Source organism: Bacteroides sp. GM023 (assembly GCF_014750685.1).
Lineage (GTDB): Bacteria > Bacteroidota > Bacteroidia > Bacteroidales > Bacteroidaceae > Bacteroides.
In genome coordinates this window covers 660,403-685,292 of the sequence record NZ_JAAXGE010000002.1, presented here as the reverse complement: position 1 = coordinate 685,292, position 24,890 = coordinate 660,403, and the positions used below count along the sequence as shown (strand labels likewise).

Genomic DNA, 24,890 nt, shown 5'->3' with positions numbered 1-24,890 from the left:
GATTATGAAAAAAACGAAGCACATGAAATATCTGAATATCATCATAGAATTCTGCCAGTTACTGTTACTGCCGCTGTTATGCTACTCCTGCGCCAGTGATTACCTGGATACCGCCCCTACCAACAAAATATCTCCCGCCGACCTCTTCAAAAATGAAGAATACGCAGCCTATGCCGTCAGCGGACTGGAGAACCTGATGAAAACAACTTATCCTACCAATAAGCTCGACGGCGTATCTTTCAACGGTGAAGGCTCTGTCAAGCTCATGTATGCCGAATACCAGGGAGCCGATATGTACTGCCCGCGCAATAACTTCTACACGATATTCAATGGAGCTTCACACGCTATCCCTACCAGTAGCTACACGGAATATATGTGGCACTATTACTACAAGGTTATCAGTAATGCCAACGCCATCCTCGCCTATGTGAATCCCGAAAGCAGCCGCAAATTCAAATATATGTATGCGCAAGCATTGACTTACCGAGCTTACTGCTATCTGCAACTGCTTCAGTTCTATTCCCCACGCTGGTGTGACTCACAGAATGGAAGTGCGGACGGCGTAGTCCTCCGACTCGATATATCCTCTACCGGCGACTGCCCTCTTTCTTCCATGCTGACTTGCTATGAACAGATATACAAAGACCTCGACCATGCCATCACCTACTATCAGGCATCAGGCATCATCCGTGGAGAAAGTGGAAACCATAAAATCAACATAGAAGCCGCTTACTCCATTTATGCCCGTGCAGCACTTACCCGCGAAGATTGGGCAACAGCCGCCCGGTACGCAGCCTTGGCACGCGCCAACTATCCGCTTATGAGCGCTAATGAATACCTTAGCGGATTCAGCACCGTCAACCAGGAATGGATATGGAGTATCTACGACAGTGCGGAAGAATCGCTGGGAGCTTCCTCCCTGGCCGTACGCCTGGCGTACAATTCAACCTCCATACTTGTATGTACATATCCCGCCTGCATCAACCGTGAACTGTTCGACGAACTACCGGAAAGCGATATACGCCGGAAGTTATTCCTCAATCCCGGCGACTATACCTATAACACCAGCGGCGTAGCAGGCAATGGACTGGGTGGCAGCGGACTGACCGCCTATGCCCATGAACTTTATCCCGAACTGGATACATCAGCCAAAGTATACGCCTATATGTCCTTCAAGTTCAGATGCATCGACAAAGTGGGAGCCATGCCTTTCAATCTCTTCCGAAGCTCGGAGATGTATCTCATCGAAGCCGAAGCCAACTGTCATCTGACACCCAAGAAAGAGGACGAAGCCCGCCAATTACTGAAAGAACTGGTTCACGACAGTGGACGCAACCCCGAATATACCTGTACCAAAAGCGGGCAGGAACTACTGGACGAAATAAGATTCTACCGCCGCATCGAGCTATGGGGCGAAGGTTTCAGTTGGTTCGACTACAAACGGCGCAAAGATACCATCATACGCCATACCTTCAAAGACGGCGGAAACTACATGACCAATGCCGCCATCACCATTCACCCGGAAGATGCCAACAACTGGATGTGGGTGATTCCTGCCAAAGAGTACGAATATAATAAAGAGTTAAGATGAAGAAGATCAGATATATAATCGTGTGTTTATTGGCTGTCCTTTTCGGATTTTCTCCTCCCGCAAAAGCACAGGACAACCCGTACAAGATAAACAATGCTCTCTATCCGCTCTATGAGAAAGCGACCAAACATCGCAACGAAACACTAGGGCTACGGGTAGCCGATACGCTCTACCACAAAGCCATCCGGATGAATGACAAAAAAGCGCAATGCCTTGCGCTTACCATTCCCGTTATTTACTATTTCAACAACGAGGATACGAAACAACTGGATAAAGCCATCGACAGAATCCAGGAAGTATCCCGTAAAAACGACTATCTGCAATATTACTATTTTGGCAGCATCTACAAGGTCAATCACCTGATGAATATAAGCAATACACTGCGCGCGCTTCAGGAAGCCGAATTGGTAAAAGAACAGGCCTTTGCGGATAACTATCCGTATGGTATCGCCACCTGTATGCGAATGATGGGAAACATCTACTATGCCCGCAGGGAAACGCGGACAGCACTGAGCTACTACCAGCAGACTTTGGAATATTCACAGAAGAACTTGCCGGAACAAGACCTCTCCAACATATATTGGAACATATCCATGCTCCAACAGGGTCTGAAGCAGTACGAACTGGCTTTCGAGAATGCAGAGAAAGGTATCAAATGTGCCAAAACTCCTCCCAACGAATACGCCTGTATGCTAAGGAGATGCACACTTTTATATGCGCTCGACAGAACGGAAGAATTCAAAAGTTACTATCAGGAATGTTTGCAAATGACCGAGAAATATGGAAAGACCCGCAGACACGAACTTCTTGGATTGAAAATCTATAATTATGTGCTGCATCAGCAATATAAAGAAGCGCATGCGTTAGCCGATTCTGCCTCTCTACTTCAGGACAGAATGTCTTACCACATCGATATTTACTCAAAAGAGAAAGAATACAAGGAAGCATACTACAAGCTCCGGGAACTCCGCCATCTGCAAGATTCTCTCGACCAGCTCATACAGTCGGCCGACTTGTCGGAACTGAACGTGCGCATCGGCAACGAGCAACTGAAAAGGGAAGCGCAATCCCTGCAATTGGAAAACACGCAACTAAGCCTGCAAACGACAACCCTCGAACTGGAGCGGACGAAGTCGCAAATGGAAATCGAAAAGGTGAACTCCGTAAACAACCAGCTCCAACTCAAGAACCGCAGCCTGGAACTGTCACGCTTCAAAACTGAAGCAGAACGCAAGCAAACCCTTATGAAAGCCCAGCAAGGCGAATCCGACCGCCAACTGATGAGATTAAAATTCGTCTTAATCTTCTTCTGCTTCTTTGCCATCGCCCTGATATTCTATCTCTATTCACGTAGAAGGTCAATCAGAAAGCTGCAAGGAAAGAACGAAGAACTGACCATCGCCCGCAACCAAGCCGAACAGGCGGATAAGATGAAGACGTACTTCATACAGAACATGAGCCACGAAATCCGCACACCGCTCAATGCCATCGTGGGTTTCTCTCAATTACTGTCCGACCCGAATCTTCCCTTGGATGACACCGAGAAGCAGGAATTCAGTTCTCTCGTCATGCACAACTCCGAATTGCTCACTACGCTTGTGAACGATATTCTCGACCTTTCCGCACTGGAAAGCGGTAAATATGCCATGAACCTCGCTCCCCATCCCTGCAATGAAATGTGCCGGGTGATACTCTCCACCGTAACCCACCGTAAACCGGAAGACGTGGAGCTCTGCTATACTTCCGAAGTACCGGACGACTTTCAGATTGTTACGGACGAACAACGTATCCAACAGGTTCTTATCAACTTCCTTACCAACGCAGAGAAGCATACGGAGAAAGGTAAAATACATCTCCATTGTTCCCTTACTGAGAATCCGGGTAAAATCACCTTCTCCGTCACGGATACCGGAAGAGGTATCCCTGTGGAGCAGATGGACAGCGTTTTCGAACGCTTCAAAAAGCTGGATGACTTTAAGCAAGGTTCGGGATTGGGACTGAATATATGCTGTGTCATCGCCGAACGGTTGCATGGAGAAGTGAAAATGGATAAGACCTACACAGGTGGTGCCCGTTTCCTGCTCATACTTCCATTGCAGTAAGAACGTTTTTCTTTAGATAGGCGACTAAAGGACAAACACACGCATTTTGAACATAGCACCCTCATTAACAACATATTGTTCATCTATGTAGTATAGAAATAGTAGTCTGAATCTTCGTTTTTTTCATTCTGACGTATTCGATACGATGCCCGGAATTTGAGTGAATAGCAAGAAAAGCTTTACTTTGCTCAAAAAATAAAAAACTATGAATCACTCCCTGCTAAAGAAAACAGTATTCAGTCTCCTGCTGTCATGTATCATATGCATATCAGGATATGCCGCGTCCATCCGGGCGACGTCTTCCTTCTCATACCATCCCGACTCCGTACGTGTCATATTGGAAGAAGAACAACGTGCCGCATTCAATCATTTCTGGCAATTCGCCAATAAACAGACCGGAATGATTCACGCAGGCACGAATGTCAACAACAAGAATCTGACTACCGGCGGAAGCGGCTTCGGTGTCATGGTGACACTGACGGGAATAGAACGGGGATGGATTACCCGCAAAGAGGGAGCGAAGCGTATTCTCACGCTTGTGCGCTATCTGGATAAAGCGGAACGTATAAAAGGAGTCTGGTCACATTGGATGAACGCGGAAGGGCAGCCGGTCAAGTTCGGTAAGCAGATAGAATCCGGCGATTTGGTGGAAACATCTTTTATGATGATGGGGCTTTATGCAGCCCAGGCTTATCTGACAGAGAATAATTCTGTAGAAAAAGAGATACGGAAAACGGTAAACAGCTTCCGCGAAACCATACAATGGAGCGACTTCGTGCACGACGGAGAACTCTATTGGCTGTGGGAATGTACCAACGGAACGTTTACCTTGCCGCTGCGCGGATATAACGAAGCATTGATTACTTATATCCTCGCCTTAGGCGCACCGGATAAGTATGCCGTCGATGCCGAAGTATATAAAAACGGATGGCAACAGAGCGGAAAGATATTCAAGCCCCGACAGGCACATTATGGTTATCCTTTTGTGATGGGAACTCATTTGAGCGGGCCGTTATTCCTGTCCCACTATTCCTTTTTGGGAATGAATCCAAAGGCGATGCAGGACAATTATGTGGATTATCAGCAATATGGCACCTATCATGCCATGATACACAGGCATTATTGCATGGAAGAAGCTCCCAAAGAATATCAATACGACGTATTCAACTGGGGACTAAGCGCAGGTTCAGGCCCCAATCAGCCTGTCAAGAAAGGCTACAAGCCACGTACTCCGAAGCGGGATGACGGCGTGATAGCTCCTACCGCCGCCCTTTCGTCCATACCTTACACGCCTTTCTACTCCATACAGATGTTGCTCAATCTGCATTACAACTGTCCACAGCTACGCACTCCGGGCGGATTCGGAGACGGTTACAGCCTGGTGGACAACTGGTATTTCAAAGGCAGAATCGCCATCGACCAAGCACCGATTGTCATTATGATAGAGAACTACCGCAGCGGTTTCTTATGGAAACTGCTCGCCAGTCACCCCGACATCAGGAAAGGGATGGAAAAGGCGGGGATACATCGTCCGGTACATCCCACAGGCTTCCCGTATGCGATTGCAGATACACGCACGGGATATTATGACATGATCCGCCATCCGGATCGCAGAATGTACGAACTGGATTTCTATTTGAAAGAAGCGGGTACTGTTTCATTTCAGATTACAGACGAAACTGGTACAAAAGTCCTTTCGGAAATCCAAGCGAAAAAGTATCCGGAAGGCCTCAACCTGCTCTCTTTCGACGGCAGCATATTGAATAAACTGAAAGAAGATACGAAACGCTGCATGATCCGTCTGATAGAAGACGGTAAAGCGAAAGCAGAGGTAAAAGTACAGCTCAATTAATTCCCTTTATCTTATCGAATATGAAACTCCAACCGATACTTTATTTCTTCCTGACAGCCGCCACCTGTTCGTGCAGCTGCTCGGACGAACAGGCTTTCCATTCATCGGAACAGCCGGAGATACCATCTGCCCCCGTCGTTCCCGAAGGGAGCTATTTTGCCGATTCACTGGAATATACACCGGAGAAACAAAGGCAGACGCTGACCGACATACAGCGTGGCTACTTCCGTTTCTTCTACGAAGACTATCAAAAGGACAGCAAGATGGCGTTAATCGGCACGGAACGTCCTGCCATAAACGTGGCACTGGCAGGTTCGGGCTATGCAGCCACCGCCATTCCTGTCGCCGTGGAACGCGGATGGATAAGCAGGAAGGAAGGAGCGCAGCGTTTCCTGGATATGTGCACGTTCCTCAACAGAGCCGAGCGTTATCACGGTGCATGGTCGCACTGGATGAATGGAAAGACGGGAGCAGGTTCTCCTTTCAACCCGAAACAGCAGTCGGCAGGCGATTTGGTGGAGACTGCCTTTATGATGATGGGACTGTTTGTCTGCTCGGAATACTTCAATTCGGAGGATGCAACGGAAGTCCAGGCAAGAGCGCTCGTGACAAAGTTTCACAACGAGATAGACTGGAATTTCTATACCAATGGCGAGAAAACGCTCTATTGGGCATGGGATAAGAACATGGGCTTTGCCCCACTGAAAATAAGCGGGCCATGCGAAGCCCTGCCCGCTTACCTATTGGCATTATCCGCTCCCAAAGAACTTGCCATCACAGAAGATGTTTACACCAACGGATGGCGTGGAAAAAACTTCTTCAACAAGGGACGCACTGCCTACGGATACACCTTTGAACTGGGAAATGAAGAAAAAGGCGGCCCGCTTTTCACCACACAGCACCCGTTTTTATGGATAAACCCTTTCATCTATCAGGATAACTATGCAGATTATTGGGAGTTCTGCACCAACCATGCGCTAATAAACCGGCAATATTGCCTGAACGATGCTCCGAAAGAGTATCTGTACGACGAACGAAACTGGGGCTTGAGCGCTTGCTACGGGCCGGAACCATTAGGGTACAAAGGCCGCTCACCCGGAGAGGGACGCGACGACGGCACCATTTGCGCCACAGGAGCAATGGGAGCCATCACAGTCACTCCGTTCTATGCCCAGCAAGTCATTAACTCGCTCTATGAAACGCCCCGCATGAAAGGAACTTACGGCATTACCGATGCGTATAATACAAGCCTGGGATGGGCAGACTCCCGATATTTATCCATCTCTGTGATGCCTCTCGTATCCATTATCGAGAATTACCGCAGCGGATTGATTTGGCGACTGGCACTGCAAAGTGAACCTATCCGCAAAGGGCTTGAGATGGCAGGATTCAGGGCATCCGGTTATACGGAAGGATTCTGTCAGAATCCCGTGAATCTTCAGACAGGGGCGGCCGATTTAATCGTACACCCCGATACGGAGAATTACAGGATACGATACTGGTCTGATACAGCCTCAGCGAATATCCATTTCACACTCCGTTGTGGAGATACAGTCCGCAAAGTAATTCCCGATGCGATAAGCAAAGGACTCAACACGCTGCTGCTCCCCTACAAGCAATGGAGCAAACGCGCATACAGCCTGAATATGTATAAAGACAATAAATTAACAGATACTTTAAACATTCACCTAAGATGAAAACCCCACTCCTTCAGAAAAGCATAAGTACGGCAACCCTGGCTTTGGGCACCGTAGCCGCCCTTACCGCACAAGACAGACCAAACATACTTTATATCATGTCCGACGACCATTCTTTCCAGACCATCGGTGTATATGCATCGGTACTGAAAGACTACGTGAAAACTCCCAATATCGACCGTATCGCACGTGAAGGAGTCAGAATGGACAACTGTTTTGTCACCAATTCCATCAGTACCCCCAGTCGGGCAGCCATCCTGACGGGACAATACAGCCACCACAACCAGGTATATACCCTTGCCGACGAACTTCCTGCCGGACACCCTTCCATGGCAAAGGAACTTCAAAAGAACGGTTATCAAACCGCCATCGTAGGCAAATGGCATATCGGCACCCAACCCGAAGGGTTCGACTTTTACAGCGTCATGCCCGGACAAGGCAAATATGAAGACCCCGGCTTTATGGAAAGCGGCCTGCCCTTCGACGTGAAGCACGCCGTGCGCACCAAAGGCTACTGCACGGACGTCATCACGGACAAATGCATCGACTGGATGGAGAAAGCGGATAAGAACAAACCTTTCTTCCTGATGTGCCACTTCAAAGCACCTCACACCCCCTTCACCCCGGCAGAACGGCACAAAGACCTGTACAAAGGCGTCACATTCCCCGAACCCGGCAACCTGTACGAGAACCTCGACAACCGCCACATACTGAAATCCGTACACAACAAGATTTCCGGCGGCCGCTTTGCCAACAAGGAATTGCCCAAAGAAGACAGAGTGAAAGATGCCTACCAGGAATATATCCGTACTTACCTCTCCTGCATCGCCGGAATAGACGAGAACGTAGGCCGCCTGCTCAATTACCTCGAAAAGAAAGGGCAACTGGACAACACCATCATTGTCTACACCTCAGACCAGGGTTTCTACATGGGCGAACACGGACTTGTAGACAAACGGCTGATGTACGAAGAAGCCTTGCGTATGCCGCTAGTCATCCGTTACCCCAAAAGAATACCGGAGCACACCGCCTGCAAGACTTTCGTTCAGAACATCGACTTCGCCCCGACACTTCTTGAATACGCAGGCATCTCGACTCCCGACTATATGGACGGCAGGAGCTTCTGCACCTCCCTCGCCGGAAAGGAAGCTCCCGACGCACGCAAAATAGCTTACTACCGCTATTGGATGAACTTCAAGGGATACAATATCCCCGCCCACTACGGACTACGTACCGACCGCTACAAACTGATTTATTTCTACGGAAAATCATGCGGCACGAAAGGCTCTGTCGATAAAGCCGACTTCCAACCCGTGTGGGAGTTCTACGACTTGCAGAAAGACCCGTACGAAATGAGCAACCAGTACGACAACAAGAAATACGCGAAAGTGATAAACGAATTAAAAGAAACCCTCCGCCAAACTCAAAAAGAAATCGGAGACAAGCAATAATCAACAACCTATAAATTTACCAATATGAGAAATATCAATTTTATCCAATGGGGCATCACACTGGCCACCGCGCTATTTATCAGCGGATGTTCCGACGACGATGACGCAACGCAGGGCGGAAACAAGCAAGGCGTAATCACCACCGAAGCCATCATCCCGGAGCCCCTACAATGGAATACGGATAACACCATCGCCCTATACGCGAAGAAAGCGGACTCTGAAAAGAATCTTTTCTATACCGAAGATTCGCAAGTGAACCAGGCTACATTCGAAGCTGTCAAGAAAGCGTTCCCCATTCCGCAAGAAGGCGACTATATCCGCGCATTCTATCCCGCCGGAAAAGCCAAGGACAAGGCAAACGTGACAGGCACTCTCCTGCCCGCTCCCGGCACCGACCCGACCGATGCACAGAACCTGCTTATTCAGAAAGGAAATGCCACGACAGGACATCTTTCCGCCTTCTACTACATGTATGGCGTCAGCATTTACGAAGAGGGCGTCATCAAACCGATTGATTTCCAACCGCAAATGTCCATCCTGACATTCAAAATCACATTGCCCGAAGTACTCACTCCGTCGACTATGGAAATCAGTACAGGCGGCAAGGAATTTATCAAATCCGCCAATTGCAACAACTACCCTCTCGATGCCGCAAACTTCAAGCTGATAGCCAACGAAAGTACCAACAAAGTAACGCTGAACCTGAAAGATTTCGGAGCTTTGCAGGAGTTGGAAGCAAACACATTAATCTTCCCCGTCGATTTAAGCGGCAAGCAATTGACTGTATCCGTCACGGACACGAACGATGAAGTCTACACCGCCACCCTGGACGGCATCACCTTTGAGAAAGGAAAGCAACATACGTTTGAAGTAACCGTAGCCAAAGACGAAGAACCGGAGCCGGAACCGGACGACGACTATACCCAAACGGGAGAAGGAACAGTGGAAAGTCCCTGGATGATCACAACCGCCGGACAACTGCGTGCCATCAGCCGTGATTCGCGTGAAGGTGACGCTACCACAAACTTTGCCGGAAAGCATTTCAAACTGGATGCCGATATCTCCCTTGACGGAGAAAACTGGGAACCTATCGGAAGCAACACTCTTCCCTTTGCCGGCACATTGGATGGTAATAATAAGACTATCAGCGGCATGAAGATTTTCACAGCAAGCGCAGCACGCGGAATCGGCTTCTTCGCCCATACGCAGGCTGCCGAAATAAAGAACCTGACTATCGCAGGAAGCATCGACATTACATCGACAGGCGCCACTCAAACAGGCGGACTGATAGGACAGGGACACAGCACGGTATTATCCGGAAATATCCGTTCGGAAGTCAGCATCACCATAAAGAATACGGCAACAGGAGCCTTAAAGACCGGTGGAATAGTCGGCGAATGGACAAACGCTTCTTCTGCTGCCGACTGTGATTTATCCTACAAAGGAACGATTCGTGTAAATAACCAGGGAGATGCCCATACAGGTGGAATCATCGGGGGTATAACCACCAATTCGGTAATGACCAATGCCAAATGCACAGTCGAAACGGGGGTTATCCTTTCTACCGAATCTCAAACAGGAGTCGTATGGCTAGGCGGATTCCTAGGGAACTCTGCTCCGGGTTTCCTGACGGACAAGCTTCCCGCCACTACTTCCCAAATGCTGGGAATATTATCCGCCAAGAGCAATAGCGCCAAAGACGCCATCATCTGCTATATGGTAGGATGGAGCCAGAACGCAGCAACGACCAAAGGCTTTAGCGAAGTTTACAAAGACAACGCCAACTATAACCTGGAAGGCTCTACCGTAACTTCTGCAAGCGGCAAAGCCTATAAGAACGGAGAAGAAGTAACGGCACCTTAGGTATTAATATCCGGGCTTGTGCCAGTGTATTGACACTGTAGTACCAAAATATTGGCAAGCCCGTGCCAACGTATCGGCGTCATTGCGCCAATACGTTGGCGCAACTGTATATAAGCATAAGTTTTCAGTCCTGCCCCTTGTAGCATTGCTAAAGTTTTGTATTTTTGCTCAAGAACTCCATATATGATGTTGCAACTATGAAATACATTTGTGCGCTCATTACTATATTATTCGTCTCTGCCACTACTTTGGCAGCTTCCATCCCTTTCGTCAGAAATTTCACGAACAAGGAAGTGATGTGTCAGAACTGGGACATCGAACAAGACAGCAAAGGCATTATCTATATTGCCAACCGCTATGGCCTGGTCTGCTACGACGGAAAGACCTGGCAAACCTATACAACAAACGAGAACCGGACTATCCGCTCCCTGCATATCGCGCCGGACGACCGTATCTATATCGGCAGCTACGAAGAATTCGGCTACTTTGAAAGAAACGAATACGGCAAACTGGTCTACTCGTCCATCTCCTCCCTATTCCAGCACAAGGAGCTGAAGAACAAGGATATATGGAGCATCGAGCAGGAAGATAACCTGATTTACTTCCAGTCTTTTGCCGGTTACTTTTCTTTTGATACCCAATCGAAGCAAGTCGCCTTCTACCCGGTGAAGAACATGATGCAACGCCTGTATAAGGTGGAGAACAAAATCTATGTAGTCGTCCAGGATGAACTTTACCGATTGGAAAAGAACAACCTCGTCAAACTGCCCGCCACCCACTCCCCCCTTCAAAGCCCTGTCCGCAGCATATTGCCCTACGGAGACAACCGCCTGCTCATCCAAACGGAAAACCAGGGATTCTGGATTTACGACCAGGGAGAATACACTCCGCAGGCAACCATCAACAAAACCCCGAATATCTCCGGAAATAACGAAGCTCTCTATGCAGAGAACGGTAATCTGCTGGCAGGAACGCGCAGCAACGGCCTGCTCTGTTTCGACCCGCAAGGCGGTCTGCTCTATAAATTAGACCACCAAACGAAGTTGCAGCATAACACCGTCCTGTCTCTCTTCAAGGACAAAGCCAACAATATTTGGATTGGGCTTGAAAAAGGGCTTTCACTCGTATTTATCAACGACTCTTTCTCTTTCCACTACCTGAAAGAGAACAATATCGGCTCTATCTTCGACGTCGCCCTATGGAACGACTATCTCTACATCGCTTCCAACCAAGGTCTGTGGCGAGTAAAAGCCGGGGATTTCCTGGCTCAGGAACAAAGTTTTTCACCGGAACGGGTGAACCTGCAAAACGGCTTCGTACAGAAACTGCTGAAAACCGACGAAGGACTTATCATCGGACACAGCAAAGCCACTTACTTACTGAACAAGCAGAACCAACTGACCGAAATGTACCCTACCGGCGGTGCATTGGCCGGCACGGAGATTCATTACCCGCAGCAACGAAAAGGTTTCCTGCTGGGTAGCTACAACTCTATCAACCTCTATGACGTAGAACCGTCCGGCAACTACTCACTCCGCCAACGGCTGAGTAACTTCAACGGCTATCCGCGATACATGGAATTCGATAATAACGGAAACCTCTGGGTGGCACATACCCGCAAAGGCATATACAAGTTGAAAATGAACCGCGACCGGACGGACTTTACCGGAAACGAATTTCTCTCCTGCATCGGGGATTCAAGCCGCACGCAGATAGGTGTATTCAACATCGGCGGAAGAATTGTATTCACAAACGAGAAGCAGTTCTACACCTACAACGACCTTTCGGACTCCATCGTTCCTTACGACCGCCTGAATACTCATTTGGAATTTATCACCCACACCAAGCGCATCGTAAAGGTGGACAACACCTATTACTGGTTTATCACGGACACGGGAATAGCGTTGGTCAATATGGCGGCTTCCGACATCCCGGTGATAGAAAAAGTACTCCTGTTTGATAACTACAACCTGCGGATGCACAAGGATTTCGAGAGTATTGTGCCCATCACTCCCGAATATTCTATCCTATGCGCGGAGAATGTACTCGTACTGATTCCCAACAAGCCGGAAATCAACCATACTCCCCTCAACCAGGAAATGACTTTCAACCACATCACTTCCTACAATATACTGAAAGACGAGGAACAAAGCCTTCCTGCCCGAACGGGAGATACGACTTATCAACTGACTTCCGATTTCAACAGTCTGGACGTCCAGGTGGCGTATCCTGCTTACAATGAGGACATATACTTCCAGTTCAAACTGGAAGAAAACGGTATTCAAAAACACTGGCAGGAGAAACAAAACACGCCTTCCATCAATATCCAGCGACTTCCGTCAGGAAACTACTGTCTGAAATGCAGGGCTATCGACGAAAAAGGAATAGCCGTGACGACCACTTCTTTCTCATTCAGGATATTACCGCCCTGGTATCTGAGTCCGTGGGCATATGCCGGCTATATTCTCCTTTTGGTAATGATTCTCTTAGCTATCTATGCAGGTGTCCGCCGAAGAACCCTGCGCCAACAACGCCACATTATCAAAGAACGCGAACAGCAAATCATCGAACTTGAAAACAAAAGGCTCAATGATGAAATCCTGTTCAAAGGCAAGGAACTGACGCAATCTACGATGACGATTATCGAAAACAACAAGATACTGCTCGCCATCAAAGAGGAAATAGAGAACCACAAACGGATGTTGGGCAGCCAATATCCCAACAAATACTATCAGAAGTTGATGGACATGATAGACAACGCGACCTCTAAAGGGAAAGAGTGGGATTTGTTTCTCTCGAATTTCGACTTGATTCACGAACATTTCTTCAGAAATCTCCGGCAGCGTTTCCCCGAACTGACGCCCAACGACCTGAAGTTATGTGCCCTGTTACGCTTGAATATGAGTACCAAAGATATGGCGGATATGCTGAATATAGGAGTACGTGCAGTAGAAACAGCCAGATACCGTTTAAGAAAAAAGATGGAACTGGACTCCAACGTCGACCTGGTGCAGTTTCTCATTGATTTCTAGGCATCCGGGGGGTACTTCCGTTTCATAATCCGGTTTATTGCAAGCTGTTTATTATCAACTATTTAATAAGCGAGAAATGCAGTTTGAAGTAGTGATGTAGTATCTGTTTTCCCAAGAAAATTCAGTCTGACGTAACCAAATGGCACTGTTTGTTTTTATGCCTCGCCAAACAATGTTTTTCTTTGCATCACAACGAAAAAATAATGCAACTTATGAAAACAGTCGCCAAAAACAAACTATTATTAGGAGCAGTACTTCCCCTGCTCCCGCTTGCCGGAACTCATGCGCAGAATAAAGCGAAGGAGTCCGCCCCCAATATTCTCTTTATCATGTCCGACGACCATGCCGAGAAAGCCATCAGCGCCTATGGCTCTGAATTTTCCTGTCTGGCTCCTACGCCGAACATCGACCGGATAGCCAACGAAGGAGCGCTTTTCGAGGCTAACTACTGCTGTAACTCCCTGTCGGGCCCGAGCCGTGCTTCCGTGATGTCCGGGAAACACAGCCATGCCAACGGCTTTATGAGAAACGGAAACAAGTTTGACGGTTCGCAGCTACTGGTACAGAAAGTGTTCCAGGCAAACGGATACCAAACAGCCCTTATCGGCAAATGGCACCTGGTGACGAAACCTACCGGATTCGACTACTGGACTATCCTGAACGACCAGGGAGAATACTACAACCCCGACTTTATCACCGAGAAAGATACTGTACGCATAGACGGATACGTCACGGATATTATCACCGAAAAGACCATAAACTGGCTGAATCACCGCGACCGCAACAAGCCTTTCTTCATGATGATGCACCACAAAGCCGTGCACCGCAACTGGTGGCCTGCCGAACGTCATTATCACCTGTATGACGACGTAAACTTCCCCGTCCCCGAAAACTATTTCGACGATTACGAAGGACGCGAAGCCGCCAAAAAGCAGAAGATGAACATCTACCGGGATATGTACGAAGGCCACGACCTGAAAATGAATGTAGCCAAAGGAAGCGACTCTTTACGATTCGACCCGTGGAAGCATCTGAACCAACGAATGACTCCCGAACAATGGAAGCGTTTCAACGACAACTACCGGGAGAAAAACAACTCTTTATGGGAGAAAAACCTGCAAGGCAAAGACCTCGCCATCTGGAAATACCAACGCTATGCCCGTGAATATATGGCAACGATTGCTTCCCTCGACGAAAGCATAGGCAAAATGCTGGATTACCTGAAAAAGGAAGGGCTTCTCGACAACACCATCATCGTATATTGCAGCGACCAGGGATTCTACGTAGGCGAGCATGGCTGGTTCGACAAGCGTTTCATGTACGAGGAATCCATGAAAATGCCGATGATGATGCGCTTTCCCCCGAAAATCAAGGCAGGCACGCATATCACCAAGCTGACACAGAACATCGACTTCGCTCCTACCTTTCTGGAGATGTGCGGCATAGATGTCCCGAAGGAGATACAGGGGGTATCTTTTCTCCCGTTGCTGGAAGGCAGGAAGACACCGGACTGGAGAAAGTATCTGTATTATCATTTCTATGAATTTCCCGGTTTCCACAGCGTGCACAAGCACTATGGCGTGAAGGGAGAGCGCTACAAACTGATGTATTTCTATCAGGATAAAGTATGGGAACTCTACGACCTGAAGAATGACCCGATGGAAATGCACAACATCTACGGTCAGAAGGGTACGGAGAAAATAACAGCGGAGCTGAAAGAGGAACTCACTAAACTGCAACAGCAATACGAAGTGCCTCAACGCTGCATGGAATAATTATTTTATTAGTCTTAAATTCAGAAAAATATGAAGAACAATATGTATTTCAACCTTATGTACAAGACGCTGTTTACGATTTGCCTGCTTATGATAGCAGGTTTATCGCAGGCGCAGAATATCGAAGTGAGCGGAGTGGTACTGGACGAGACGGGAGAACCGCTGCCGGGAGTATCCATCCTGGTGAAAGGAACCCAGCGAGGTGCCACCTCGGGAATAAACGGCGACTTCGCTCTCAAAGCGGCTCCGAGAGCTACGCTTGTATTCTCATTCATCGGTTATGAGAAGCGGGAAGTGGAACTGAAAGGACGGAGCAAACTCCGCCTTCAGATGGAACCGGCAGTCAATCAACTGGACCAGGTGGAAATTGTAGTCGGCTACGGCTCACAACGCAAAGAGGACTTGACCGGAGCTATCTCCACCCTTTCCGGGAAAGAGCTGAACGAAATCCCGACAGTGAATCTGCTCGATGCCATCGGAAGCAAAATCCCCGGTATGCAGGTTTTGGGAACTTCCGAACCGGGAGAAACGGCTTCTGTCAGAATACGCGGCGTAGGGTCTTACAATGATTCGGAACCTATCTGCGTAGTGGACGGCCAGTTTATGACACTAGAAGAGCTGAATGCCATCAATACAAGCGATATCTTGTCTATCACCGTACTGAAAGATGCTTCGGCTACCGCGATTTACGGTTCGAGAGGAGCCAACGGTGTGATTCTCGCCACCACCAAACAAGGTTCGGGCGAACAGGGAATCACCCGCGTGAACGCGTCTGTCAACTTCTCACTGGCGGAAATGGAACGTCTGCTGCCATTGGCAAACACAAGCCAGTATCAGCAGATACGCAATCTTGAATACCTGGCTGATAACTATCAGAATGCAGATGCCATTAACTCCATTCCTTATCCCGACTGGCAAAACGCGGGCAAAGGCACGGACTGGCAAGACCTTGCCAGCCGGACAGCACTGACAGGCAACTATCAGGTAAGTGTATCGGGAAGCACGAAGAAAGCCAATTTCTATGCCGGATTGGGTTACCTTCACCAGGAAGGAGTCATAGAGTACACCAACTACAAGCGTCTGAACGCAAAGATTAATGCTTCTTACCAACTCTACAAGAATCTGAAAATCGGTGTGAATATGCTCTTCACCACCGATAACAAGGGCGGAGTGGAAAACAATGTATTCTCCCTGACAGGAAAACGGCTGCCGGATGCTCCTGTATACAACCTGAGCAGTGACAGCGACAGTGAAAACGACTTCAACGGCGGAGACAACAACCCCTATGCCCTGCTGCACTATACGCACGACCGCTACCGAAAGACAAACAGGTTCAACAGCAACTATTTCCTGGAGTGGAATATTATCAAATCCTTGCAATTCAGGACAGCATTCTCTACGACTTATGCCAATACCGAAGAAAAGATATTCCTTCCGGCTTTCATGGAGAATGTAGAGGATTCCAACTCGCCTTATAAAATATCACGCCTGACGCACAACAGCGCTAACAACAACTCCTGGCAACTGGAAAATACTCTGACCTACAACCTGCACAAAAAAGACCACCGACTGACGGTCATGGGCGGATTCACCATGCAATATTACCGCACGCAATATGCCAACCTGTTCGCCACCGGACTGCCATGGGAAGCCTGGAAGAACCAAAACTTATGGTACGCAGGACAGGGAACATCCGTGACCGGTGCCGACGGTGGTTCGGAAAAGAGTTATGTATCATACCTCGGACGTATCACTTATACCTTGAAAGGACGCTATAACGTGATAGCCACAGGACGCGTGGACGGTTCTTCTTCCTATCCAAAGAACAATCGTTATGGCTTCTTCCCGTCATTGGGACTGGGATGGACGATGTCCGAAGAAAACTTCCTGAAAGGCGCACGATGGATGGACAAACTGAAACTTAGGGCAAGCTACGGAGTAGTAGGTAACGATAAAGGTGTGAGCAACGCGCAGACACTTTATGCCAATAGCATAAACATTGTTACAGGCCCCAACAACGATATTTATTCGACCGATGCCCTCAGATTAATGTACGACACCAGTCTGTCATGGGAAGAAATGAAATCGTTCAATCTCGGCGTCGATTTTGCCGCTTTCCGCAATCTCCTTTCGGTATCGGTAGACTGGTTTTATAAAGAAACATCGAAAGTCATGATGCCGCTATTGATTCAGCCGTCGAAGTTTAATGTAACGAGCAATATCGGAACCGTGACGAACAAGGGAGTGGAATGGAACGTAGCTTATTCTCCCAAACTGGGAAAGGTGAACAGTGTGTTTACCGTGACAGGCTCTACCGTAAAAAACAACGTGAAGAAGATTAACGACAATATCGGCGGTATCAGCAATGCACCCAACCGGACTCTGGAAGGCTATCCCATCGGCAGCTTTTGGGGGTACAAAGCCGTCGGAGTCTTTCAGAACGACGAACAGTTGGCAAGCCTGCCGTATATCAACGGAACGCGTGTGGGAGAGCTGATATTTGAGGACGTAAACGGTGATAAGGTGATAGATACGAACGACTATGTTTACCTGGGTTCTTACATCCCAAAAGTACAACTAGGTTTCAACGCACGGTTCTCTTACAAAGGTTTCACCCTGATGATGGACCTTACCAGCGGACTCGGACATAAAGTCTACAACAGACGTACCCAATACCGCCAGGATGCACAGAACTTTACGACTGCCATGCTGGATGCCTGGCACGGCGAAGGAACGTCTTATCACACGCCGCGCGTATTTGTCCGTGGTGACGCTTCATCCATGGACAGCAGTTACTTCATTGAAGACGGAGACTACCTGAGCATAGCCAACGTGCAGCTCTCTTACGCCTTTCCAAAGAAGCTGCTGAAAAAGATTCGTATGAACAACGCACGCATCTTCCTGTCGGGAGCCAACTTGCATACGTTTACCAAAGCAACCGGCTATAAGACGCAAATCAGCCCCAACGGCAACGCCAACAGGGGCGGTATGGATGATTTCGGACTTTATCCCGACAACCGTACATTCACCATAGGTACTTCCTTTTCATTCTAAACTCTAAAGAACAAGAATCATAAAAAACGAGAATCATGAAGAACAAAAGAATCATTATAACTGCTGTAACAGCCGGTCTGTTTGCCGGGTTCTTATCCTCTTGCATGGATAATTTCCTGGATAAACCGGCACACAATATGACTCCTTCCGTCTCTCTGAACGACCCTATCAAACTTAGTTCATCTATCTACGGTGCCATACTGACACTAAGCGAGGGGCAAGGGGACGCTTTCAGCACCATGGGGGAAATTGCGTCGGACAACGCACTGAGAGGCTCCATATTAAGTGACGCGGGAAATGTGACACACAACCGTATGTACAACCAGTTTCAGAACTTTTACGGGATTGCCCCTTCTTCCACCAATTTCATCAATGATATATGGACGGCAAGCTACAAAGGCATCGACCGTACCAATATCAATATACGTGCATTGAGCAGCTACTTCGACGAGTTCATGAATAAGTATAAGAACGGGCTGATTGCAGAGAACCGGGTGGTGCGGGCTTTCTTCTATATGACGCTGGTCAATACGTTCGGCGAGGTAGTTATTCTGCCCGAAGAAGGAGACATTACTCCTGCCGAATATGCCCGGCTGACGAATGACAAGTCGGTCACACAACTTTATGAGTATATCGTAGAAGATTTGCGCCAGGCAGTCAAGTACATTCCCACCAAGCAGGAATGGGCAGAGCTCTACGGCATCGACTGGCAGGGACATGCACACCTGGGAACCGCGCAAGGTTTATTGGCGAAAGCCTTATTATATCAAGCCGCCAACGAACTTTATTTCAATCATAATCAGGAGAAAGCGGAGCAGTGTTATCGGGAAATCGTGGAAATTGTCAAAGCAATGGAAGAGGATTATCCGCTATACGGCAATTTTGAGGAGATATTCCGAAGGGCGGGAAATTATTGTTCGGAATCCCTTTTCGAGATAGGAACAGAGTCCACCGCCAACGGTGACACCCGTTTTGCCGGATGGCGGCCTTCACAACCCAGGTCGTACAGTGGATACGGTCGTGTAGCTCCTACGCTGAATCTTATCAACCAGTATGAGAAGAACAATACGGGAGAAATAATCGACGCACGTTATTTCGGAACAGTTCTGTTCGGAGTTACCAATCCGCTCAGTGGTATGGCGCATCCGGGCAACAGCAGTCCGTTCCGAAAGATAAACGGTGACTTGATTAATGGAGTGGCGTTTAATAGCAAGAATCTGTTGGCTGCCGGATGGCCGAACCGCTATTCGAGAAAGGCCGCACAGGAGAAACCGGTCAGCACAAGTAATACGCCGCAAACGAATCTCGGCGGAAGTAATCTTAAACTGCTCCGCATGGGTGAAGTATTGCTGATAGGAGCCGAAGCCGCGCATTACGCCGGAGAGAACGGGCTGGCTGTCAAATGGCTGAATCTGGTGCGGAAACGGGCGAACCTGGAAGATTCCCCGGCATCATCGGGCACAGCATTACTGGAACAGATATGGAAGGATAAACGCCTTGAAATAGCCCTTGAATGGAGCAACCGGTACTATGAACTGGTACGTATAGACAAACTGAATCCGGGCTATATGATGGATGCTATGGATGCCAAAGTGAACGACGAGTTCAACGGCATAGAGCAGCATCTGAATAATACAAACGGATGGAACGCTATCAATAAGCCCAATTTTCCGGTCACTCAGGAGAACTTCAGAACGCTGATTCCTCTTTGTAATAAGCTGGAAGTGCCGCGCAATTATACGATGCCTATTCCTACCGCCGTATTATCGGATATGCTGAATGTGAAACAAACCCAATATTACAGATAAAACTTATGAAACGAAACTTCTTGTATGCAGTAGCTTTTAGCCTGCTGACACTATCGTCGTGCGCCAATCAGCGCACGGCTGATAACTCCGACGCAATAATCGCCCAAAAAGTAGACTCTCTCCTGAAAAAGATGACATTGGAAGAGAAGCTGGGACAAATGATTATCTATCCCACCAAAGGGAATATAACAGGGCCGACGGGCTCGGTAGATAACATCGAGGAACTGATAAAAGATGGCAAATGCGGTAATCTATTCGGCTCACTCAATGCCTCGGAAGCTCACAGGTTACAAAAACTGGCAATGGAAAACACCCGTATGAAAATCCCTTTGCTGCTAGGCTGCGATGTCATCCACGGATATAAGACTATCTTCCCCGTCAACCTGGGTATTTCGGCCTCGTGGGACTTGGAAGAGATAGAACGTTTTGCCCGGATATCTGCCGAAGAAGCTTCTTCCGTCGGATTACACTGGACGTTCTCTCCAATGTGCGACATCAGCCGTGACCCGCGCTGGGGACGTGTGTCCGAAGGTTCAGGCGAAGACCCTTATCTCGGCGGACTTATCGCGGCGGCAATGGTACGTGGCTATCAAGGGGATGATTTATCGAAAGACAATACAATCCTTTCCTGCGCCAAGCATTTCATCGCTTACGGTGCCGCACAGGCGGGACGTGATTATCACACGGTGGACATCTCGGAAAGGGAATTGCGGGATACTTATCTCCCACCCTTCAAAGCTGCCATTGATGCCGGAGCGGCTACCGTTATGAGTGCATTCAACGAATACGACGGAATGCCTTGCACGGCAAACAGCTTCCTGATGCGCGACCTTCTCAGAAAGGAAATGGGATTCAAGGGTTTTGTAGTATCGGATTATACGGCTGTAAAGGAGCTGATAGCACACGGCGTTGCCGACAATGACAAAGAAGCTGCCTGCCTGGGCATGAATGCAGGGGTAAATATGTGCATGGTAGATAATCTCTATCTTTTCCACGGCGAAAAGCTGGTGAAGGAAGGGGCAGTCAGTGAAGAAACGGTCAATGAACTGTGTGCCGAGATTCTGACGATGAAGTATAAACTGGGATTGTTTGATAATCCTTATCGCTACGGAAGTGAGGAGAAAGAAAAGAATACCTTATTCAACGACAGCAATCTGTTTGCAGCCAAAGAACTGGCTAAGAAGTCAATGGTGTTGCTACAAAACAAGGATAACGCACTCCCCGTGAAAGACGGGAAAAAGATTGCCCTTATCGGCCCTTTCGCCAACCACAAACGGGAGATGCTAGGTTCATGGGTGCTTGCTCCCGACCCGAAGCGTACCGTCACTTTCCTGGAAGGTTTGGAGAACAGATATGGTAAACAGAATATCTACTTCTCTCCGGGTTGTCAGATACATGAGGAAATACCTGATGGTTTCAGGGATGCCATAGCGCAGGCACAAAAAGCGGATGTGATTTTCTACACAATGGGATTATCTCAAAAGGAAAGCGGTGAGGCGGCAAGCATGACTTCATTAAAATTGCCGGAAGTGCAAATGCAATTGCTTGAAAAGCTGCAATCAACCGGAAAGCCGATTGTTGTCCTGCTGGTTGTAGCCCGTCCCATAGAGCTTAAAGAGGTAGCAGACAAGGTTTCTTCCCTCCTGCTCACCTGGAATCCCGGCACAATGGCAGGAACAGCCTTAGCCGAAGTCGTAAGTGGTGACTACAATCCTTCCGGCAAACTGACACTGACTTTCCCGCTTGCTACCGGACAGGTACCTCTCTACTATAATATGAAAAATACAGGCCGTCCACTCGGTCTGAAATCCGTATCGAGCGAGAAGTACAAGTCACGGTATATCGACTGTCCGAATGAGCCGCTTTATCCTTTCGGATATGGCTTGAGTTATACCACATTCGAATACTCGGATATTCAGCCTTCTTCCGTCATCGCAGAAGAAGGAGACAAGCTCCAATTCAGTGCGACCGTCACCAATATCGGCAATGTGGATGGCGAAGAAGTGGTTCAGCTCTATATACGTGATATGAAAGGCAGCGTGACACGTCCTGTCAGAGAGCTGAAAGGCTTTCAGAAGATTTTGCTCAAAGCCGGAGAAAGCCAGAAAGTCACTTTCAGCTTATCTCCCGAAGCTCTCTCTTTCACACGCAAAGACATGACCTGGGGACAAGAAAAAGGGGAATACAAACTATGGATAGGCGGAGACTCCAATGCAACACTGGAAGCGTCTTTCACCATAAAATAGTCCCGGCTATTGACTTTTCCTTTTTTATTTTGTATCTTTGAAGAACCAAAATAGAAGAAAAAGCAATATGAGTTATATAAAAATCAAGACATAATAGCACATTATCGAACATATATTTCCATGTATGGAAGAACTACAATGGGAGAAAATCAGCAATGGTTTTCTCCCATTTTGTTTATATTATTCCAATAAAACCCTGAAATCCGCCAAAAATAGTTTTTAATAAACGTTGATACCGTTTTTAATAACCCCCTCAATAGTTTATTAAAAACGATATCCGGGTTTATTATAAAACTGTAAAGATATTATTGCTAACAAAAAGGTCATCCTATTCAAATATGAATAGGATGACCTTTAAAACAGTTAATATTATATACAAATAAGCTATAATAATTTTCTTACATCATAATGGAAAGATACTTTTCCAAAGCGTTTTTCTCTGCTTCCGCAACTAAAAGATAAAAATCATCATGCTGTTGTTCCGTATGCGAACGCTCCAATGACTTATAATAATGAAGCTTTGCATCATTATCCCCTTTCAATGTAATAATGACATATCCCTTTCTCAATAAATAAAGGTTCATCAAAAGACGTGAAGTGCGTCCATTGCCATCTATAAATGGATGGATGCGTACTAATTCATCATGCAAATAAGCGGCAATAACGACAGGATGGACACCGTCCTTCTCCATTCTGCCAAATTCCAACATAAAATCTTCCATCAGCTTTTCTATCAGATAAGGTTGTGGCGGCATATGGGTACTACCTGAAATCATCACAGGAACATTGCAATACTTACCGGCATTTTCCCTGTCGATACCATGAAGCACTAAAGCATGAATCTCTTTAATTGTTCGCTCACTTATCTCTATATCCTGCCTGGCCACATCTTTGATATAATCAATAGCTTCTGCATGATTAATAGCTTCCAAATGTTCGCGCATGGATTTACCGCCAATAGTAACACCTTCATTCACAACCAAAGCCGTTTCCTGAAGCGTAAGCGTATTACCTTCAATACGGTTACTCTCATAAGTATATTCTATATCCAGCGCTTCCTGAATCTTTTTCAAAGCTTCAGCAGGCAACGGACGACAAGAAGCCAGTTTTGCCTTCAAAACATCCACTTCCTGCAAAATAGAAATAAGTTCTGTATCCATACTCCGACATTATAAGTATGACAAAGATAATCGTATTAGTTTAATAAGCCGCTTTGAGGTCATAAAAAAAAGAAAAGCCCCGAAAGATATTCTCTTTCAGGGCTACTTTGGTTGTCCTACCAAGATTCGAACATGCTTCTTCATATAGGCTATATTCCAATGTATTACGTTTCAGCAGTTATACGTGTATCCCGAATTAGTCCCCGATAAAAGCCAAAACCCGTATCAATTCTTTTTCAAAGTCCGATTTAATTATAACACAAAGATACTTCCTTTAATCGGATAAACCTAATTAAAGTGACAAATAGTGATAAATATCGCATTTAATTTATTAACTTCACAGCGTAAAAAATATAATTTATGCAAAATTACAGGTATCAAAATTCTTATATGAGAGGCTTAAAAAGAAATGTTATCAATAACATTATAGCGGGAATCATTATAGCAGGAATTATCTTTATTATACAATTGATAGGAAGTTGCGAACAACCGGAAATAACTCATCAAAAAAATCTGATTGACAGTCTACAAATAAACAAAAATGAGGAAATAAACGATTGGGATACTGATACTACTATTTACCATACAACTACTAAACCAAAATAAAAATCTATCCGTAAAACGAAATAATCAACTTATAAGTTGTATGTTTCCCTCTTTTTTTGTATCTTTGTTACAACTAATAAAAAAGATATGATATTCGACAAGATTACTAGAGACGGAAGATTGTGGGCAGTTCGGTTCGATGAAAATGACGATAACGAATTTATCAAAACGATTGACCAATGGGACGACGTACAATGGTTGCGCGCATTTTTCATAGAGAACATTAATGATTTGATTGCCTATTTTAAAATATCTGATATAAACATCGCTATAAGCGATACGATTGACGATAGCGACCGCCTGCAACGTATCATTTTAGATATTTCCCCGGAAGCTGATTTAAACCGGATATTCCGCCCGTTGGATAACAATCAGGCATCCGATGTTATGCTTCAGAAGGAAAAAGCAAGACTGAAACGCAAATTCGGTCATTCGTCATGGTTACGGCTATATGCTATCAAGTTGGTTTCCGGGATATATATCATTACGGGTGGGGCTATCAAATTGACGGCAACAATGCAGGAAAGAGAACATACAAGCAGGGAACTCGCTAAATTGGAACGTGTACGGAACTTCTTGTTGCAGGAAAATGTTATTGATGATACAGGATTTGTTGATTATATGACTGAACTTTAATTATAGGAGAAAAAAGT

At 46.9% G+C, this 24,890-nt stretch carries 15 protein-coding genes; 13 read left to right on the top strand and 2 right to left on the bottom strand.

What is annotated here, in order from left to right; translation table 11 throughout:
• Nucleotide 1: 1 nt before the first annotated feature.
• The 6 genes from HC965_RS05170 to HC965_RS05145 all read left to right on the top strand — a co-directional run bounded on the left by HC965_RS05170 (nucleotide 2) and on the right by HC965_RS05145 (nucleotide 10,556).
• Nucleotides 2-1,591: a RagB/SusD family nutrient uptake outer membrane protein gene (locus HC965_RS05170; protein WP_191030733.1), complete on the top strand. Its 1,590-nt coding sequence runs from the start codon at nucleotides 2-4 to the stop codon at nucleotides 1,589-1,591.
• Nucleotides 1,588-3,693 (top strand): HAMP domain-containing sensor histidine kinase, encoded by a 2,106-nt coding sequence (locus tag HC965_RS05165; RefSeq protein WP_191030449.1) that lies wholly within the window; start codon nucleotides 1,588-1,590, stop codon nucleotides 3,691-3,693. Before HC965_RS05170 ends, HC965_RS05165 begins: the two co-directional genes overlap by 4 nt.
• 205 nt (nucleotides 3,694-3,898) lie before the next feature.
• A complete protein-coding gene (locus HC965_RS05160; RefSeq protein WP_191030448.1) occupies nucleotides 3,899-5,545 on the top strand; it encodes a glucoamylase family protein in 1,647 nt (548 codons plus the stop codon).
• Nucleotides 5,546-5,565: 20 nt separating this feature from the next.
• The gene (locus HC965_RS05155; protein ID WP_191030447.1) at nucleotides 5,566-7,242 is read left to right on the top strand and encodes a glucoamylase family protein; all 1,677 of its coding nucleotides are present in this window, start codon (nucleotides 5,566-5,568) and stop codon (nucleotides 7,240-7,242) included.
• On the top strand, nucleotides 7,239-8,693 hold the full coding sequence (locus tag HC965_RS05150; RefSeq protein ID WP_191030446.1) for a sulfatase: 1,455 nt from the start codon (nucleotides 7,239-7,241) through the stop codon (nucleotides 8,691-8,693). The genes HC965_RS05155 and HC965_RS05150 overlap by 4 nt, the downstream gene beginning before the upstream one ends.
• A gap of 24 nt (nucleotides 8,694-8,717) precedes the next feature.
• Nucleotides 8,718-10,556, top strand: coding sequence for a fimbrillin family protein (locus HC965_RS05145; RefSeq protein ID WP_191030445.1), 1,839 nt, complete (start codon nucleotides 8,718-8,720; stop codon nucleotides 10,554-10,556).
• Here HC965_RS05145 and HC965_RS05140 read toward each other — a convergent pair.
• Complete coding sequence (locus HC965_RS05140) at nucleotides 10,553-10,702, bottom strand: hypothetical protein (RefSeq protein ID WP_191030444.1); 150 nt, start codon at nucleotides 10,700-10,702, stop codon at nucleotides 10,553-10,555. The two genes, HC965_RS05145 and HC965_RS05140, sit on opposite strands and share 4 nt — an antisense overlap.
• A gap of 51 nt (nucleotides 10,703-10,753) precedes the next feature.
• On the opposite strand from HC965_RS05140, the gene HC965_RS05135 reads away from it, so the two are divergent.
• The 5 genes from HC965_RS05135 (at nucleotide 10,754) to HC965_RS05115 (ending at nucleotide 22,471) form a co-directional block, all read left to right on the top strand.
• Entirely contained in the window at nucleotides 10,754-13,588 is a 2,835-nt protein-coding gene (locus HC965_RS05135) for a triple tyrosine motif-containing protein (RefSeq protein WP_191030443.1), read from the top strand.
• Between the two features lie 212 nt (nucleotides 13,589-13,800).
• Complete coding sequence (locus HC965_RS05130; protein ID WP_191030442.1) at nucleotides 13,801-15,363, top strand: sulfatase; 1,563 nt, start codon at nucleotides 13,801-13,803, stop codon at nucleotides 15,361-15,363.
• A gap of 30 nt (nucleotides 15,364-15,393) precedes the next feature.
• Nucleotides 15,394-18,417: a TonB-dependent receptor gene (locus HC965_RS05125; RefSeq protein WP_191030441.1), complete on the top strand. Its 3,024-nt coding sequence runs from the start codon at nucleotides 15,394-15,396 to the stop codon at nucleotides 18,415-18,417.
• A 35-nt stretch (nucleotides 18,418-18,452) separates the two neighbouring features.
• Complete coding sequence (locus HC965_RS05120) at nucleotides 18,453-20,225, top strand: RagB/SusD family nutrient uptake outer membrane protein (protein ID WP_191030440.1); 1,773 nt, start codon at nucleotides 18,453-18,455, stop codon at nucleotides 20,223-20,225.
• Between the two features lie 5 nt (nucleotides 20,226-20,230).
• A complete protein-coding gene (locus HC965_RS05115; protein ID WP_191030439.1) occupies nucleotides 20,231-22,471 on the top strand; it encodes a glycoside hydrolase family 3 N-terminal domain-containing protein in 2,241 nt (746 codons plus the stop codon).
• 398 nt (nucleotides 22,472-22,869) lie between these two features.
• Here HC965_RS05115 and HC965_RS05110 read toward each other — a convergent pair whose 3' ends face one another.
• Entirely contained in the window at nucleotides 22,870-23,631 is a 762-nt protein-coding gene (locus tag HC965_RS05110) for a Fic family protein (protein WP_191030438.1), read from the bottom strand.
• Between the two features lie 360 nt (nucleotides 23,632-23,991).
• Between HC965_RS05110 and HC965_RS05105 the strand changes: the two genes are divergently transcribed.
• Both HC965_RS05105 and HC965_RS05100 read left to right on the top strand, forming a co-directional pair.
• Nucleotides 23,992-24,237: a hypothetical protein gene (locus HC965_RS05105; RefSeq protein ID WP_191030437.1), complete on the top strand. Its 246-nt coding sequence runs from the start codon at nucleotides 23,992-23,994 to the stop codon at nucleotides 24,235-24,237.
• An 87-nt stretch (nucleotides 24,238-24,324) separates the two neighbouring features.
• Nucleotides 24,325-24,873: a hypothetical protein gene (locus tag HC965_RS05100; RefSeq protein ID WP_191030436.1), complete on the top strand. Its 549-nt coding sequence runs from the start codon at nucleotides 24,325-24,327 to the stop codon at nucleotides 24,871-24,873.
• Nucleotides 24,874-24,890: the final 17 nt, after the last annotated feature.